The organism is Pseudooceanicola spongiae (genome assembly GCF_014899185.1).
GTDB lineage: Bacteria > Pseudomonadota > Alphaproteobacteria > Rhodobacterales > Rhodobacteraceae > Pseudooceanicola > Pseudooceanicola spongiae.
The window spans coordinates 446,093-461,892 of record NZ_CP045201.1 but is presented as its reverse complement, the minus strand read 5'-3'; the positions used below and the strand labels follow the sequence as shown (position 1 = coordinate 461,892).

Sequence of the window (15,800 nt, the reverse complement as noted above, 5' to 3'; positions counted from 1 at the left end):
GATATTCTTCGGGAAATGTCTCGTATTGACTTGAAACCAAAACAATAAGTGGTGCGGGTGAAGGGACTCGAACCCCCACGCCTAGGCGCCAGAACCTAAATCTGGTGCGTCTACCAATTCCGCCACACCCGCATCCGACAAGTGCAATGCTCTCTCAGCCCCGCCACTTGTGACGCGTGTTCTAGCAAAGCCACGCATGAGAGAGAAGCGCTAAAATGCGTGTCTCGCGACAGGATCACCATGAGCCCGCCCGATCCTCCGACTCTCCTCGCAGGATAGCAAATCCACAGGGCGATACCCGCGCCTCAGCGTCAGAGCAAAGCCTTCAGCACGCCCGGCAAAGCCTCTGGCAAATCCTCTGCAATCAGCCCCGGCCCGAAGGCACGGGCGCATTCCACATGCAGCCAGGTCGCGTGACTTGCGGCCTCCAGCGGCTCCAGACCGCGCGCCATCAGGCCAGTCACGAAACCCGCAAGGACATCGCCCGCCCCTGCCGTCGCAAGCCACGGGGCGGCGCGTTCGCGGCAGGCGGCATGCACCCGCACCCGACCGTCAGGCGCAGCAATGACCGTATCAGCGCCCTTCAATAAAACGGTGCAGCCCGCCCGCGCTGCGGCGGCCCGCACCACGTCTATTTTGGAAACCGCCGGCCCTGTTTCGGCCACGGCCCTCAGTTGCTCGGCCAAGTCCGGGAAGAGGCGGGCGAACTCTCCTCCATGGGGTGTCAGGACAACATCTGCGCCGCGCACCTGCTCGAACAGGCTCATCGGATCGTCTGCGAAGGACGTCAGCGCGTCAGCGTCCAGCACAACCGATCTGCCGGCAGAGAGCGCCTCGGACACCAACGACCGTGTGCGCTCCCCTACCCCCAGACCGGGGCCAAGACAGAGAGCCGAATAGCGTTTATCTTCAAGGACAACGCCCAAGGCTTCGGAATCTGCCACGCGCGTCAGCATGATGGCGGTGATCTGACAGGCGACTTCCTGCTGCGCGCCTGGCGGCACGGCGATGGTGACCAGCCCTGCCCCGATCCTCAACGCCGCACGCGCGGCCAGACGCGCAGCTCCGGTGCGGCCCGGCCCGCCCGACAGCACCAGAGCGTGACCTGAACCGTACTTGTGCGAAGCGGGGTCCTTTCGAGCCACCTCGCCACTATACGCAGGCGCATCTATCAGCTCAGCATCCTCGATCCGCGCGCTCTGGACCGGCAAACCGATATCGACGATGACAAGGCGGCGCGTCGCACGACCACCTGCCGCAAGGTAGTGCCCCGGTTTCGCGGTATGGAAGGTCACCGTCAGATCGACGGTCAAATCCGCCGCCTGACCGAGCCATTTGCCACTGTCAGCACAAAGGCCGGAGAGGATATCAACGGCGACGGAGTGCCGGGCCGCCTCGATGCTGACCCGCAGCGCCTCGACCACGTCCGCGCTCAGGCCACGGCGCAACCCCGTGCCGAACACCGCATCGACCACCAGATCGGGCGCCCCTTGCGCCGCGATCAGCGGCACAACCTGATCCAACGACAGCACATCGCGCCGCTTCGCACCCGTCCCCACCCATCTCGCATGGTTTGCGGCAGCGTCCGGTGGCAGGTGTCCCGCCTCCCCGAGCAAGGCAACATCCACGGCCCATCCCGCCGCGGCCAGCAGATGCGCCACGACGAAACCATCCCCGCCGTTATTACCGGGTCCGCACAGAATCAGCGCACGCCGTCCGCAAGCATCGCTCAGCTCAGGGAAAGCTTGTGAAATTGCGTCAAACACACCTTGCCCGGCGCGCTGCATCAGCGCCAATCCGGTGACGGATCCCCCGCCGATCACGGCCTGTTCATGGGTCCGCATCTGTCCGCCAGTCATGAGATTTGACATGTGTTTTTCATAACGCCTATATTTTAATCAACACGCACAGTATTCTTGCGCCTTTTTCCCGTGGCCTCTGGCCTCTTCCCCCGGTTTGACATTACTCAATTGTTAGGGCGCCGTGAAAGTGTTCTGACCTGTCCGACGTTACTGCGAGGAGTTTCCGATGAAGAAAATCGAAGCGATCATCAAGCCGTTCAAGCTTGATGAAGTGAAGGAGGCGCTTCAGGACGTGGGCGTTCAGGGCCTCTCAGTCATCGAAGTCAAAGGCTTTGGCCGTCAAAAAGGCCATACCGAGCTCTATCGTGGCGCCGAATATGTTGTCGACTTCCTGCCGAAGGTGAAAATCGAGGCAGTGCTGGACGACGATCAGGTGGATGGCGCGATTCAGGCGATCATTGATGCAGCCAAGACCGAGAAAATCGGCGACGGCAAGATCTTTGTGTCGTCGATCGAGACGGCCATCCGCATCCGGACCGGGGAAACCGGCACCGACGCTCTGTAAAACAGCGCACTTCTAAGAGACTCAAAACCGAAGGGAAAAGGGAATGAGCAAGGACAAGGTTCTCAAACTGATGAAGGATGAGGACGTCGCCTACGTCGACATCCGCTTCACCGACACGCGTGGCAAGCTGCAGCACGTCACAGTTGTCGCCGATCTGGTCGACGAAGACTTCCTTGACGAAGGCTTCATGTTCGACGGCTCGTCGATTGCTGGCTGGAAGTCGATCGAAGCCTCCGACATGAAACTGATGCCCGACACCGAGTCGGTCTACATCGATCCGTTCTACGCAGAAAAAACCATCTGCCTGCATTGCTCTGTCGTCGAACCCGACACTGGCGAAGCCTACGACCGCGACCCACGCGGCACGGCCGAAAAAGCCGAAGCTTACCTCGTGTCCTCGGGCATTGGTGACGCGGCCTACATGGGCCCCGAAGCGGAATTCTTCCTGTTCGACAACGTGAAATACTCCGTTGAAATGAATAAGGTTTCGTTTGAGGTCGACGCGATCGACGCCGCCTGGAACTCCGACACCGACTACGAGATGGGCAACACCGGCCACCGTCCCGGCATCAAGGGCGGCTATTTCCCGGTCAACCCGATCGACGACGCGCAGGACATCCGTGCCGAAATGCTCTCGACCATGAAGCGCATGGGCATGAAGGTCGACAAGCACCACCACGAAGTGGCCTCGTCGCAGCACGAACTCGGCCTGATCTTCGGCACGCTGACCAAGCAGGCTGACGAGATCCAGAAGTACAAATACGTGATCCACAACGTGGCTCAGGCTTACGGCAAATCGGCGACCTTCATGCCGAAGCCGATCTATGGCGACAACGGTTCGGGCATGCACGTGAACATGTCGATCTGGAAAGACGGCAAGCCGCTGTTTGCTGGCGACAAATACGCCGACCTCTCCGACGAGGCGCTGTACTTCATCGGCGGCATCCTGACCCACGCCAAGGCCCTGAACGCCTTCACCAACCCCGGCACCAACTCCTACAAGCGTCTGGTCCCCGGTTTTGAAGCGCCCGTTCTGCGCGCCTACTCGGCCCGCAACCGCTCTGGCTGCGTCCGGATCCCGTGGTCCGAATCCCCCAAGGCAAAGCGCGTCGAAGCCCGTTTCCCCGATCCGTCGGCGAACCCCTACCTGTGCTTCGCAGCTCTGCTCATGGCCGGCCTCGACGGGATCAAGAACAAGATCCATCCCGGCGAAGCCATGGACAAGAACCTCTACGATCTGCCGCCGGAAGAGCTGGCCGACATCCCGACCGTCTGCGGCTCGCTGCGCGAAGCCCTGGACGAGTTGCAGAAAGACATGGACTTCCTGCTGGCCGGCGACGTCTTCACCAAAGACCAGATCGAGGGCTATATCGACCTGAAAACCGAAGAGATGCTGGCCTATGAGACCATGCCGCATCCCATCGAATACAAGATGTACTACAGCTGCTGATCCCTATACGGATCTCGGTTTAAGAGGGGGCGCCTTTCGGGGCGCCCCTTTCGCGTGGCACCCCTTCGCCCGTTTTGCGGCTGCGATAAAAGTGACCACGACTGGCGCGCAAAAAAACGCGCAAGTCATTGGAACGCAATGGTACAAATCCGCGTTTATCGCGCTAGCTCCTCCCCCAGAAACGTCGGAGGCAAAGGAATTCTGAATGCGGTTGTTTATGTGTCGGCTGAAAGCCGGAGCTGCCCTCGTACTGGCAGCGTCAGTTCTGCTGGGGTGTTCGGCGCGGGAGGAAACCTCGCGCGGTCGGATGGCCGATCCTCGCCCCCTGAACGCGGCGGATTATCGCACCAGCGGTCTGCCCGGCAATTTCGGGGATACCAAGCCTATCGAATGGGACGGCATCACCCCTGACCGCTATCCGGTGCACGGCATCGATGCCTCGCGCTATCAGGGCGAGATCGACTGGTTCACCGCGCGTCGCAACGGCATCAACTTCGCTTGGCTGAAGGCGACCGAAGGCGGCGATCACAGCGATCCGGGGTTTGAGCTGAATGCCCCAAGTGCGCGCGCCGCCGGCGTGCCCGTTGGTGGCTATCACTTCTATTACTTCTGCCGGACGCCGGTCGAACAGGCCCGCTGGTTCATCAAGAACGTCCCCGCCGTGCCGGGTGATCTTCCGCCCCTGCTCGACATGGAATGGAACCACCAGTCCAAGACCTGCCCGCGCCGCCCCGATGCTGCCACCGTGCGCGCCGATATCCAGCAATTCGCCCGGATCATCGAACAGCACTATGGCGTCGCACCCGTCATCTACACGACACCGGATTTCTACGCCGAAAACAGCCTCGGCGCCCTGCAGGGCTATGATTTCTGGCTCCGCTCCGTCGCGGGACACCCCTCTGAGCGCTACCCGGGCGAGCGTTGGACCTTCTGGCAATACACCGGCACCGGTGTCGTGCCCGGTGTGAAAGGGATCGTCGATCTGAACGCATTTGCTGGAGATATCCGCAGCTGGCAGATCTGGCTCGCCCTCAGACGTCAGAAGTGAGGCGTCCCAGACTGCAAGTGCCCGTCTTCACACCACAGGGTCTGGGCAGAGCGATGACACGCCCGGACAGGCCATAAAGGCTTTGCCAAGGCACTCCCGAAGTGCATGAGGCCAGCAGAGGATCCTCTGCTGGCCTCATGTGTGTTCGCTCAAGCACCGAAACCGCCCCTTGCTCCGCAAATCACCCTTGGACCCAGCCTGAGCAAATACGGCGCAGACCATCCCAGGCGTGTCACTCGCGTCAGCCCAGCGTGCCTTATAGTGGCAGCCGCACCATGTGCGTGTGGATGCCAAAGACCACGGCACGTGTCTGCTCCAGCCGCCACAGGCTCTGGCGTTCGCTGCGCAGATACGGTCCCTCTGGCGCGACCCGGTGCTCGCGCTCGGCAGCCTCCGGGCGCGGCTGGAACAACCCGGGATCGCTGCGGCGCAGCTCATTGGCGCGCCACATCGGACGCCCCACCTGAATGCCATCGAACAAGCGCTGCACCCTGCGCGCGAGCGCTGCGTCATATTCCGGCACAGGGGTGTGGATCGCCGTCATGGGGCGCAGGAATTTCTCGGCCAGCGTCCAATAGGCTGGAAAGCACAGCACCGCTGCTGTCAGCACATGCTCCTCGCCGCCGCGCTTTTCCATCAGGCAGAGATCCTGCTGCACCAATCGCCCCAGCGTGCGCATCGGCGCATCCCGCTCCAGCGGCACTGTCACACCGTCGGGCCGGGTCACGCTGTCAGCAGCAGCGACGCTATAATCGCCGCGCCCGGACAGAACCCCCAGCACGACGGCCAGCAGTTCCTCAGCTGCGGGGCGCGCCTCAACGTCCAGTGCCAGCACCTCCGCAGGGCGCTCTGCAATCAGCGCGTCGCGCAGCGCCATCTGCGGGGCAAAGGCATCATCGACCATGATCCAATCGGCAGGGTCCATCGGCGCCGTGCCCGGCAGGCGCTGGGGAATATCGTAGGGCAGTCGGGATTGCAGGATCTCTCTCATTCCAACAGGCTAGACCGCCCCACTCCCGCGCAAAAGAGGCGCAAACGAAAAAGGGCGCCACAGCGGGCGCCCTTCGTCACAGTCAGCGGATAGAGTGATCAGTCGCGGGCGCGGCCGATCAGTTTCCAGGTCAGCGGCAGCACCAGAGCGGCCAGTGCCAGCTTGAGCACGTCGCCGAGGATGAAGGGCGTCAGGCCCCAGGCCAGAATCGGTTTGTCCCAGCCGTAAAGCTCACCCAGCCACAGCAGGCCCGGCACATACATCAGCACGTTGCCCAGCAGCATCGCAGCCGCCATGCCGACAACCGTCCTGTCCCAGCCGCGCCGCGCCAGCACGCCCAGCAGGACCGTAGCCATCACGTAGCCAACCAGATACCCGCCGGTCGAGCCCATCATGTAGCTGACGCCGTTCAGATCAGCGGTCGAGCTCTGGAAGACGTCGAAGCCCAGCATGCCCACAAGCATCCAGGTCATGATCGTGGTCAGACCCATGCGCGGGCCATAAGCGGCACCAATGCTCAGCACGGCGAAGGTGCCCATGCTGATGGCAACGGGCGAACCGGGCACCGGCACCTTGATCTTGGCGGCCAGCGCCAGAACGGCGACGCCCAGCAGCACCATGGCAACCTGCTTGAGACGCAGCGCAGTGCCCTCCTGCGGGCCGAAAACTTCGCTCAGCACCTTGTCGGCGGCTTGGGACATGGGTGTTCCTCCTTGGATCCATCGTTTCGTCCTTAATGCCTTAGGCCGCGACGCCAATCAAGCCTCATGCCGCGTCGCGGAAATAGCTTGAACACATACGATAATCCTTGCGCGGGCCCGTCACATGCCACTCGGCGCGCCAGTCGGGCCAGTGTGAAAAGTCATAGCCCACACGGTAGAGGTCCGGCGCACAGTCGTGATGTGCCTGCGGGGCCGGGGCGGCAGGGTCAAAGGCATGAAAGAACCGCCCATCGTCAAAGTTCAGTCGGATCAGCCCGCCGTCCTGCTGCCAAAGATACTGACGCTCGGCATGAAAGCTCTGCGCGCCGATCCGCATCTGCCCGGCTTCGGTCAGGCGCAGCACGTCGCCCTCGCGCACGAATCTGGCAGCGCCTGCGAAGGTCGCATCCTCACCGATGGCATTGCGCACGATCCGCTCGATCCGCCATGCGCCTTCAAAATCCGCCAGCTCCGGCATCTATCTCTCCTCCGCCCGTGACGACAGCACCCGGCGGTCTTGCCGCCCTTGCGTCAAGGCAGTAAAGACCGCGCAAGTTGACGTAAAGCCTTTGGCCAGTGGCCACGCCCGCCGCCCATGCACTCTGCACCACGCGCGCCCGTAAACAACTAGGAGCCCCCGATGATCCCTCGCTATTCCCGCCCCGAAATGGTCTCGATCTGGGAGCCCGCCACCAAGTTCCGCATCTGGTTCGAGATCGAAGCCCATGCCTGCGACGCGCTGGCCGCCATCGGCGTGATCCCGAAAGAGAACGCCGAGGCCGTCTGGAAAGCCAAGGACGTGGAATTCGACGTTGCCCGCATCGACGAGATCGAAGCCGTCACCAAGCATGACGTCATCGCCTTCCTGACCCACCTCGCCGAACATGTCGGCGCCGATCACGCGCGCTTCGTGCACCAGGGCATGACCTCCTCGGATGTGCTCGACACCTGCTTCAACGTCCAGCTGACCCGCGCCGCGGACCTGCTGCTGGCCGACATGGACCGCGTTCTGGCTGCCCTGAAGACCCGCGCGTTTGAGCATAAAGACACCGTCCGCATTGGTCGCAGCCACGGCATCCACGCCGAGCCGACCACCATGGGCCTGACCTTCGCGCGCTTTTACGCCGAGATGGAGCGTGGCCGCAGACGCCTTGTCACCGCCCGTGAAGAGATCGCCACCGGTGCGATTTCCGGCGCTGTCGGCACCTTCGCCAACATCGACCCCTCGGTTGAAGAACACGTCTGCGCCCAGCTTGGCCTGACGCCGGAAACCATCTCGACGCAAGTGATCCCGCGCGACCGTCACGCCATGTTCTTCGCCACCCTCGGCGTCATCGCCTCGTCGATGGAAAACATCGCCACCGAAGTCCGCCACATGCAGCGCACCGAAGTTCTGGAAGCCGAGGAGTTCTTCTCCGCCGGTCAGAAAGGCTCCTCCGCGATGCCGCACAAGCGCAACCCGGTGCTGACCGAAAACCTGACCGGTCTCGCCCGCCTCGTGCGCATGTCGGTGACCCCGGCGATGGAAAACGTCACCCTCTGGCACGAGCGGGACATCTCGCACTCCTCCGTTGAGCGCGCGATCGGCCCCGACACTACCGTGACGCTGGATTTCGCCCTCAACCGCCTTGCGGGCATGATCGAGAAACTGGTCATCTATCCCGACAACATGCTGGCCAACATGAACAAGTTCCGCGGTCTGGTGATGAGCCAGCGCGTGCTTCTCGCCCTCACCCAAGCCGGTGTCAGCCGCGAAGACAGCTACCGTCTGGTGCAGCGCAACGCCATGAAGGTCTGGGAAAAGGGCGCTGATTTCAAGACCGAGCTGCTGGCCGATCCCGAAGTCACTGCCGCCCTCAGCCCCGCCGAGATCGAAGAGAAATTCGACATCGGCTACCACACCAAACACGTCGACACGATCTTCAAACGCGTCTTCGGCGAAGCCTGACGCCCTGCCCTGCGGGCCGCTGTCACCGGCCCGCAGCTGAGGTGAAGCCAGCAGTCTGCTAAGCCGCCTCCGGCTTCTTCTTGCTGAAATATTCACACGCCGCGCCCGCAACAGGCGCGGCGTTCGTGTTGAAGCCCCCCTAACCGCATCCCTTTTCAGCCTTTGTTCACCCTTCCCGGTTTATCTGGCTGAAACCAGACACGAGGGGATCATGGGCAATCTGACGCCGCTGGCACAATACTCGCCGACGCCCCCGACCTTTCCGGGGCAGTTGAACCGCAGGCAGAAGGCGGCGATCATCGTGCGGCTTTTGCTGCAACACGGCACCGACCTGCCGCTCAAGGATCTGCCGGACGAACTGCAGGTCGATCTGACCATGATGATCGGGTCGATGCGCCATATCGACCGCGACACCCTCGGCAATGTCATCGACGAATTCATCGTTGAGCTCGAAGAACTCGGCCTGACCTTCCCGAAAGGCCTCGCCGGGGCGCTGGCGCAGCTCGACGGCAAGATCAGCCCCCATACCGCCGCCCGCCTGCGCAAGGAAGCCGGCGTGCGCCAGACCGGCGATCCATGGGAACGGGTGCGCGCGCTCGACATCAAGAAGCTGCTGCCGGTGTTTGATTCCGAGAGCACCGAAATCGCCGCCGTGATGCTGTCCAAGCTCGACACCGGCAAGGCGGCCAAGCTGCTGTCGATGCTGCCCGGCCCCAAGGCGCGGCGCATCACCTATGCCGTGTCGCTGACCAGCGGCATCACCGCCGAATCGCTCGACCGGATCGGCATCTCTCTGGCGGCGCAGCTGGATGCCGTCGCCGACAGTGTCTTTGACAAGGATCCTGTGGTACGCGTCGGCGCCATCCTCAACTTTTCCACCGCCGCCACCCGCGATGACGTGCTGACCGGCCTGGATGAGACCGACTCCGATTTTGCAGAACGGGTGCGCAAGGCGATCTTCACCTATACCAACATCCCGCAACGGATCGCGCCCCGCGACATTCCCAAGATCGTGCGCGGTCTGGATCCGGCAATTCTGGTCACCGCGCTGGCGGCCTCAACCGACCCCGAAGCCGCCAAGACCGCCGAATACATCCTCGGCAACATGTCCGCCCGCCTTGCCGATTCCATCCGGGAGGAGGTCAAGGACCGCGGCAAGGTCAAAGCCAAGGATGGCGAGGAAGCCATGACAGAAGTCGTCAACGAGGTGCGCGCCCTCGAAGCCGCAGGCGAACTCCTCCTCCTCACCGGAGACGAGGAGGAAGAGGGCTAGCGCCCTTTCCGGCCGACGTACCAGCCCGGCAGCGCGCCGCGCGCCCGGACCCGCTCCCCCCTCGACCGGGGAGCACCTGCCGCCACCACTGGACTTGCCGCGACCGCACACCTAGGGTCCGGGCGAACCGTTTGACTGCCCCTGCGCGTCTGACTCCCCTGCCCAAGCCCGCACCCCGACCCCACATGCGGCGTCGGCAAGGATCGCCCAATGTCCAACAACGCCCGCGCGATTCTCATGATGATCCTTGCGGTTTTCTGCTTCACCTCGATGGACGCCACCGCCAAGTCCGTGGCGCTTGAGACGAACACCGTCATGGCGCTCTGGGCGCGGTATGCGGGACAGGCGTTGCTGGTGATCGTGCTGGTGCTGCCGCGCATCCGCAGCGTCGCGCAGACCCACTACCCGGTGATGCAGTTCCTGCGCTCGGCCTTCCTGCTGACCGCCACGGCGAGCTTTTTTTACGGGCTCACCCGCAACGGGCTGGCAGAAAACACCGCCATCATGGATGTGAACCCTGTCCTCGTGACCCTCGGGGCCGCGATTTTTCTGGGCGAAAAGCTCGGGCCTCGGCGCATTGCCGGCATCGTCGCGGCAATGATCGGCGCGATGATCATCATACGCCCCGGCTCGTCGGTATTCTCACTCGACGCGATCTTTCCCCTGATCGCGGCCTTCGCCTATGCGGGCTACTCCCTGACGACGCGCTATGTCGGGTCGCGCGAAGATCCCTGGACCTCGCTGTTCTACGCTGCCCTGCTGGGCGCTCTGGTGATCACCGTGCTGCTGCCCGGCCATTGGCAGACGCCCTCCCTCGGCGTTCTGCTGAAGATGGTGCTGATTGCGGGCCTCGGCACCATCGCGCAACTGATGATGATCCGCTCCCTCGCCATCGGAGAGGCCGCCATGCTGGCGCCCTTCGCCTATGTCGGCCTGATCAACGCGACCTTCTGGGGAATCGTTGCCTACGGGGAATACCCCGACACCTGGACGATCTGCGGTGCGCTTGTGATCGTCGTGGCGGGTGTTTATGTGTGGCACCGCGAAACCCGCGGCGCCATCCCCGCGCTGCCCGCAGAAGCCAAGACACCGCCCGAGGGGCTCTGAGACGCCATGACACCCAGCGACCTGACGCCACGCCAGCGTGCGGGCCAATACATTGTCAACCTGGCCCTCGGCGGTCTGGTCCGCCTGGCACTGGCGCTGCCCTATGCCATGCGGGTGCGCCTGATGGGCTGGATGGTCAGCCGGATCGTCGCCCCCATCGCCTACCGGGGCCGGGTGCGCAACAACCTCACCCATATCTGGCCCGACATCGCACCGTCGCGCATTCGCGAGATGGAGCGTGCCGTCCCCGACAACGCCGGGCGCACCCTCATCGAGATCTACTCCGGACCCGAGCTCAAGGCCCGCCTCGGCGAGGGCACGCTGGAAGGTCCCGGCCTTGCGGCGCTGGATGCGGCACATGCCGCCAAGCGTCCCGTGGTGCTGGTCTCCGGGCATTTTGGCAATTACGACGCCTTCCGCGCCGCCGTCGCCATGCGCTACGGCAATGTCGGCGCGCTCTATCGTCCGCTGAACAACGTCTATTTCAACCGTCACTACGTCCGCGCGATGGAGAGCATCGCCACCCCGATGTTCGCCCGGGGCCGCCGCGGTCTGGCCGAAATGGTGAAATATCTGCGTCAGGGCAATATCATCGCCATGCTGACCGATCAGCATTTCGGCAAGGGCGCAGCACTCAGCTTTTTCGGCCAGCCCGCCTTTACCGCCACATCGGCGGCGGAAATGGCCCTGAAATACGACGCCCTGATGATCCCGATCTATGGCATTCGCCAGCCCGACGGCCTCAGCTTTCGCGTCGTGGTGCAGGAGCCTCTGGCCCACAGCACCGCAACCGAGATGTCGCAGGCCCTCAACGATTCACTTGAGGCGATGACCCGCGAATATCCTGACCAGTGGTTCTGGATCCATCGCCGCTGGAAACCCGGCAGCCAGGACAGCGAAAGCTGAGCTTCGCACCCTACACCCCTGATTTCACTTAGATATCAGATGAAAGATCACTCAGGCAGGCGGGCCGCAGCCTCGATCGCACCAAAGCCCTGACGCTGCAGCAGCACCGCGCCGGGCTGATCCTGCCCGGCATCAATCTCGACAGACATATCGGCTTGGCCGTCCCATTCAGCCACGGGCGCCCACTGGGTGACGACGTTGACGTAAGTGATCTGTGACCCGGCATTTTCGCCGCGCAGGATGTCCACCGTCTTGCTCGGCGTGTAGTGAACCAGCTGCACCACCATCGGCCCGGTCTTGGCGCCGCTCAGGGCATGGGCCACGACACGGTAGCGCCCCTCACCGATCGCCGACACGGCCATCTGATATTCCGGCGCCCGGTTCTGCATGATGTCGATGTACTCCGCCAGCTGCATCGGATGCGAGCCTTTGACGAACCCGGTGCCCGACACGACCATTTGCGGCGTGTAGATCATCCGCGTCCCACGCGCGCGGGCATAGGCCTTCTGGCGGCGGGTATACTGAGGGTCGGCCAGCGTATCTTTCCAGCCAAGGTAGTCCCAGTAATCAACATGCAGCGCCAGCGGCAGCACGTCAGGACGGTCCGCCAGCTGCGTCATCAGGCGGTCGGCATTGGGACAGGAGGCACAGCCCTGCGAGGTAAACAGCTCGACCACCACGGGGGATGGCGCGGCGCTTTTCCCGCCCGCGTCCTGCGCAAAGGCGCCCGAGGTCGGGACCAGAACTGGCGCCGCCAGCAGTCCCGCCATTAGTATCGCCACGCGCCGTCCGATCATACCCAATGTCTCCGGTGAGTTCATGTCCCTGTTTTAGCTACCCAAGCTGCCCTGAAATAGCCAATCAAGGTTTTGCGAGAGGGGCGTGCGCAGCGATCAAGTGTGGCTTCTCGCCAACGCCCAAGGGCAAGGCATTGCCCCGACAGATCGCCGCATCCCCGGACAGGAGGGCTTGAAAATCAGAGAAACTCCGCCGTTGTGCACAAATGTATACTAAAATTTTGCACAGCCTCTTGATTGCCAATCGCCAATCGGGCAGAAGCAAAAGCAGCACGAACCCCTCATACATACCGGAAGGGAGCCATCTCCATGACCATCGTAGTCGGACAGGATACCAGCAAGACGCGCAAGACGCTGACGGTTGGTGACCAGAGTATTGCCTATTATTCGATCCCCGAGGCCGAAGCCATCGGGCTCGGCGAATTCTCCAAGCTGCCCGCCGCGCTCAAGGTGGTGCTGGAGAACATGCTGCGCTTCGAGGACGGCAAGACCGTCACCGTTGACGACATCAAGGCCTTCTCCGAATGGGGCGTTCAGGGTGGTCAGAACCCCCGCGAAATCGCTTACCGTCCGGCCCGCGTGCTGATGCAGGATTTCACCGGCGTTCCCGCCGTTGTCGACCTCGCCGCGATGCGTGACGGGATCGTCGCCCTGGGTGGCGACGCGAAAAAGATCAACCCGCTGGTGCCTGTCGACCTCGTGATCGACCACTCGGTGATGATCGACGAATTCGGCAACCCACGTGCCTTCCAGCAGAACGTGAACCGCGAATACGAACGCAACATGGAGCGGTATACCTTCCTGAAATGGGGTCAGACCGCGTTCAACAACTTCCGCGTCGTGCCGCCGGGCACCGGCATCTGCCACCAGGTCAACCTGGAATACCTCGCGCAGACCGTCTGGACCGACAAGGATCAGGACGGCGTAGAGGTTGCCTATCCCGACACTCTCGTCGGCACCGACAGCCACACTACCATGGTCAACGGCGCGGCCGTTCTTGGCTGGGGCGTGGGCGGGATCGAGGCCGAGGCCGCGATGCTGGGTCAGCCGATCTCGATGCTGATCCCCGAAGTCGTCGGCTTCAAGCTGACCGGCGCGATGGTTGAAGGCACCACCGGCACCGACCTGGTGCTGAAGGTCGTCGAAATGCTGCGCAAGCACGGCGTTGTCGGCAAGTTCGTCGAATTCTACGGCGAAGGCCTCGACAACCTGCCGCTGGCACAGCGGGCCACGATCGCAAACATGGCCCCCGAATACGGCGCCACCTGCGGCTTCTTCCCGATCGACGACGAGACACTGCGCTACCTGCGTCAGACCGGCCGCGACGAAGACCGTATCGCCCTGGTCGAAGCCTATGCGAAAGAGAACGGCTTCTGGCGCGATGCCGACTACAGCCCGATCTACACCTCGACGCTGGAACTGGACATGGACACGATCGTGCCCGCCATCTCCGGCCCGAAACGCCCGCAGGACTATGTCAAGCTGACCTCCGCCGCCGCCGCCTTTGAAAAGGTCGTGATGGAATTCCGCGGTCAGGACGAAAGCGCTGAATCCGAGCGTATGCTGGACGAAGCCCCTGCCCCCGACAGCGTCGTTGATCCGCGCAAATCGGCTTCGGTCGATGGCGAAGACTACCAGCTGCGCGACGGCTCGGTCGTGATCGCCTCGATCACGTCCTGCACCAACACCTCCAACCCATACGTGCTGATCGGCGCGGGTCTGGTGGCACGCAAGGCGCGCGCTCTCGGCCTGAACCGCAAGCCCTGGGTCAAGACTTCGCTGGCGCCTGGCTCGCAGGTTGTCACGCAATACCTCGATGCGGCTGGCCTGTCGGAAGATCTCGACGCCGTCGGCTTCAACCTGGTTGGCTATGGCTGCACCACCTGCATCGGCAACTCCGGCCCGCTGCAGCCCGAGATCTCCAAGGCGATCAACGACAACGACCTGATCGCCACCTCGGTCCTGTCGGGCAACCGCAACTTCGAGGGCCGCATCAGCCCCGACGTGCGCGCCAACTACCTGGCCTCGCCGCCGCTGGTTGTCGCCTATGCGCTGGCCGGTGACATGAACATCGACATCGCCAACGATCCGATCGCGCAGACGCCGGATGGCAAAGACGTCTACCTGAAAGACATCTGGCCCACCGACGCCGAAATTGCCGAGCTGGTCGAAAAAGTCGTGACCCGCGAAGCCTTCCTGTCGAAATACGCCGATGTCTTCAAAGGCGACGAAAAGTGGCAGGCGGTCGAAGTGTCGGGCGGTGCCACCTACGACTGGCCGCCGACCTCGACCTACATCCAGAACCCGCCCTACTTCCAGGGCATGGCGCAAGAGGCCGGCACGATCTCCGACATCAAGGACGCCCGCGTTCTTGCTCTGCTCGGCGACATGATCACCACCGACCACATCTCGCCTGCCGGGTCGTTCAAGGAAACCACCCCCGCCGGTCAATACCTGGTCGAGCGTCAGGTGCCGGTGCGCGAGTTCAACTCCTACGGGTCGCGTCGCGGCAACCACGAAGTCATGATGCGCGGCACCTTCGCCAACATCCGCATCAAGAACGAGATGCTGGACGGCGTTGAAGGTGGCTACACCAACGGTCCCGATGGTCATCAGACCTCGATCTACGACGCGTCGATGGCCTATCAGGACAACGGCACCCCGCTGGTGATCTTCGGTGGCGAACAGTACGGTGCGGGCTCGTCGCGCGACTGGGCGGCCAAAGGCACGGCTCTGCTCGGCGTCAAGGCTGTCATCGCCGAGAGCTTTGAGCGTATTCACCGCTCCAACCTCGTCGGCATGGGCGTCATTCCGTTCGAGTTCACCAATGGCGACAGCCGCAAGTCGCTGAAGCTGACCGGTGAAGAAACCGTGTCGATCACCGGTCTTGAGGGCGATCTCAAGCCGCTGTCGAACGTGCCTTGCACGATCACCTACCCGGACGGCACCTCGAAAGACATCGAGCTGAAATGCCGGATCGATACCGCGATCGAAAAGGAATACGTCGAGAACGGTGGTGTTCTGCACTACGTGCTGCGTGACCTGGCGAAAAGCTGAAGCCAGTTGAAAGTGTGACGGAAAGGGCCTCTTCGGGGGCCCTTTTCTTTTGGGCGGGCGGTGGAGGGGGCGCTGCCCCCGCCTTGCGGCCCCCCGAAGTATTTCGGGCAAGATGACAGGGAAGCGTCGCTCTGGGGCCGCGGGGTGATCAGGAC

At 62.9% G+C, this 15,800-nt stretch carries 13 protein-coding genes and 1 tRNA gene; 8 read left to right on the top strand and 6 right to left on the bottom strand.

The window, feature by feature from the left end; all coding sequences use genetic code 11:
• Nucleotides 1-49 precede the first annotated feature (49 nt).
• Nucleotides 50-132 (bottom strand) — tRNA-Leu (locus tag F3W81_RS02180).
• 179 nt (nt 133-311) lie between these two features.
• Nucleotides 312-1,871, bottom strand: coding sequence for an NAD(P)H-hydrate dehydratase (locus tag F3W81_RS02175; RefSeq protein ID WP_193082045.1), 1,560 nt, complete (start codon nt 1,869-1,871; stop codon nt 312-314).
• A 157-nt stretch (nt 1,872-2,028) separates the two neighbouring features.
• On the opposite strand from F3W81_RS02175, the gene F3W81_RS02170 reads away from it, so the two are divergent.
• The 3 genes from F3W81_RS02170 (at nt 2,029) to F3W81_RS02160 (ending at nt 4,865) form a co-directional block, all read left to right on the top strand.
• Nucleotides 2,029-2,367: a P-II family nitrogen regulator gene (locus F3W81_RS02170; RefSeq protein ID WP_193082044.1), complete on the top strand. Its 339-nt coding sequence runs from the start codon at nt 2,029-2,031 to the stop codon at nt 2,365-2,367.
• 43 nt (nt 2,368-2,410) lie between these two features.
• Entirely contained in the window at nt 2,411-3,817 is a 1,407-nt protein-coding gene (glnA, locus tag F3W81_RS02165) for a type I glutamate--ammonia ligase (RefSeq protein ID WP_193082043.1), read from the top strand.
• Nucleotides 3,818-4,022: 205 nt separating this feature from the next.
• Complete coding sequence (locus F3W81_RS02160) at nt 4,023-4,865, top strand: glycoside hydrolase family 25 protein (protein WP_407692456.1); 843 nt, start codon at nt 4,023-4,025, stop codon at nt 4,863-4,865.
• A gap of 256 nt (nt 4,866-5,121) precedes the next feature.
• On the opposite strand, the gene F3W81_RS02155 is transcribed toward F3W81_RS02160, so the two are convergent.
• The 3 genes from F3W81_RS02155 to F3W81_RS02145 form a co-directional block, all read right to left on the bottom strand.
• A complete protein-coding gene (locus F3W81_RS02155) occupies nt 5,122-5,856 on the bottom strand; it encodes a heme-dependent oxidative N-demethylase family protein (protein WP_193082042.1) in 735 nt (244 codons plus the stop codon).
• Between the two features lie 98 nt (nt 5,857-5,954).
• On the bottom strand, nt 5,955-6,557 hold the full coding sequence (locus F3W81_RS02150) for a biotin transporter BioY (protein WP_193082041.1): 603 nt from the start codon (nt 6,555-6,557) through the stop codon (nt 5,955-5,957).
• 64 nt (nt 6,558-6,621) lie between these two features.
• Nucleotides 6,622-7,035 carry a DUF6314 family protein gene (locus tag F3W81_RS02145; RefSeq protein WP_193082040.1) on the bottom strand — a complete coding sequence of 138 codons (414 nt, stop codon included), beginning with the start codon at nt 7,033-7,035 and terminating at the stop codon, nt 6,622-6,624.
• A 162-nt stretch (nt 7,036-7,197) separates the two neighbouring features.
• Here F3W81_RS02145 and purB point away from each other — a divergent pair, with 162 nt between their 5' ends.
• From purB to F3W81_RS02125, 4 genes are all read left to right on the top strand, one after another.
• On the top strand, nt 7,198-8,505 hold the full coding sequence (gene purB / locus F3W81_RS02140; protein ID WP_193082039.1) for an adenylosuccinate lyase: 1,308 nt from the start codon (nt 7,198-7,200) through the stop codon (nt 8,503-8,505).
• Between the two features lie 211 nt (nt 8,506-8,716).
• The gene (locus F3W81_RS02135; RefSeq protein ID WP_193082038.1) at nt 8,717-9,778 is read left to right on the top strand and encodes a flagellar motor switch protein FliG; all 1,062 of its coding nucleotides are present in this window, start codon (nt 8,717-8,719) and stop codon (nt 9,776-9,778) included.
• 210 nt (nt 9,779-9,988) lie between these two features.
• Nucleotides 9,989-10,885: a DMT family transporter gene (locus F3W81_RS02130; RefSeq protein ID WP_193082037.1), complete on the top strand. Its 897-nt coding sequence runs from the start codon at nt 9,989-9,991 to the stop codon at nt 10,883-10,885.
• Between the two features lie 6 nt (nt 10,886-10,891).
• Nucleotides 10,892-11,791 carry a lysophospholipid acyltransferase family protein gene (locus F3W81_RS02125; protein WP_193082035.1) on the top strand — a complete coding sequence of 300 codons (900 nt, stop codon included), beginning with the start codon at nt 10,892-10,894 and terminating at the stop codon, nt 11,789-11,791.
• Nucleotides 11,792-11,838: 47 nt separating this feature from the next.
• Here the strand turns inward: F3W81_RS02125 and F3W81_RS02120 are convergent, their stop codons facing one another.
• Nucleotides 11,839-12,588 (bottom strand): DUF1223 domain-containing protein, encoded by a 750-nt coding sequence (locus tag F3W81_RS02120; RefSeq protein WP_226941816.1) that lies wholly within the window; start codon nt 12,586-12,588, stop codon nt 11,839-11,841.
• Nucleotides 12,589-12,897: 309 nt separating this feature from the next.
• On the opposite strand from F3W81_RS02120, the gene acnA reads away from it, so the two are divergent.
• The gene (gene acnA, locus F3W81_RS02115; RefSeq protein ID WP_193082033.1) at nt 12,898-15,645 is read left to right on the top strand and encodes an aconitate hydratase AcnA; all 2,748 of its coding nucleotides are present in this window, start codon (nt 12,898-12,900) and stop codon (nt 15,643-15,645) included.
• The last annotated feature ends 155 nt before the right edge of the window (nt 15,646-15,800 follow it).

Excerpts from the sequence above, each read along its gene's own strand:
- F3W81_RS02175 (WP_193082045.1), bottom strand. The coding sequence starts at position 1,871 with ATGTCAAATCTCATGACTGGCGGACAGATGCGGACCCATGAACAGGCC.
- F3W81_RS02170 (WP_193082044.1), top strand. The coding sequence starts at position 2,029 with ATGAAGAAAATCGAAGCGATCATCAAGCCGTTCAAGCTTGATGAAGTG.
- glnA (WP_193082043.1), top strand. The coding sequence starts at position 2,411 with ATGAGCAAGGACAAGGTTCTCAAACTGATGAAGGATGAGGACGTCGCC.
- F3W81_RS02160 (WP_407692456.1), top strand. The coding sequence starts at position 4,023 with ATGCGGTTGTTTATGTGTCGGCTGAAAGCCGGAGCTGCCCTCGTACTG.
- F3W81_RS02155 (WP_193082042.1), bottom strand. The coding sequence starts at position 5,856 with ATGAGAGAGATCCTGCAATCCCGACTGCCCTACGATATTCCCCAGCGC.
- F3W81_RS02150 (WP_193082041.1), bottom strand. The coding sequence starts at position 6,557 with ATGTCCCAAGCCGCCGACAAGGTGCTGAGCGAAGTTTTCGGCCCGCAG.
- F3W81_RS02145 (WP_193082040.1), bottom strand. The coding sequence starts at position 7,035 with ATGCCGGAGCTGGCGGATTTTGAAGGCGCATGGCGGATCGAGCGGATC.
- purB (WP_193082039.1), top strand. The coding sequence starts at position 7,198 with ATGATCCCTCGCTATTCCCGCCCCGAAATGGTCTCGATCTGGGAGCCC.
- F3W81_RS02135 (WP_193082038.1), top strand. The coding sequence starts at position 8,717 with ATGGGCAATCTGACGCCGCTGGCACAATACTCGCCGACGCCCCCGACC.
- F3W81_RS02130 (WP_193082037.1), top strand. The coding sequence starts at position 9,989 with ATGTCCAACAACGCCCGCGCGATTCTCATGATGATCCTTGCGGTTTTC.
- F3W81_RS02125 (WP_193082035.1), top strand. The coding sequence starts at position 10,892 with ATGACACCCAGCGACCTGACGCCACGCCAGCGTGCGGGCCAATACATT.
- F3W81_RS02120 (WP_226941816.1), bottom strand. The coding sequence starts at position 12,588 with ATGATCGGACGGCGCGTGGCGATACTAATGGCGGGACTGCTGGCGGCG.
- acnA (WP_193082033.1), top strand. The coding sequence starts at position 12,898 with ATGACCATCGTAGTCGGACAGGATACCAGCAAGACGCGCAAGACGCTG.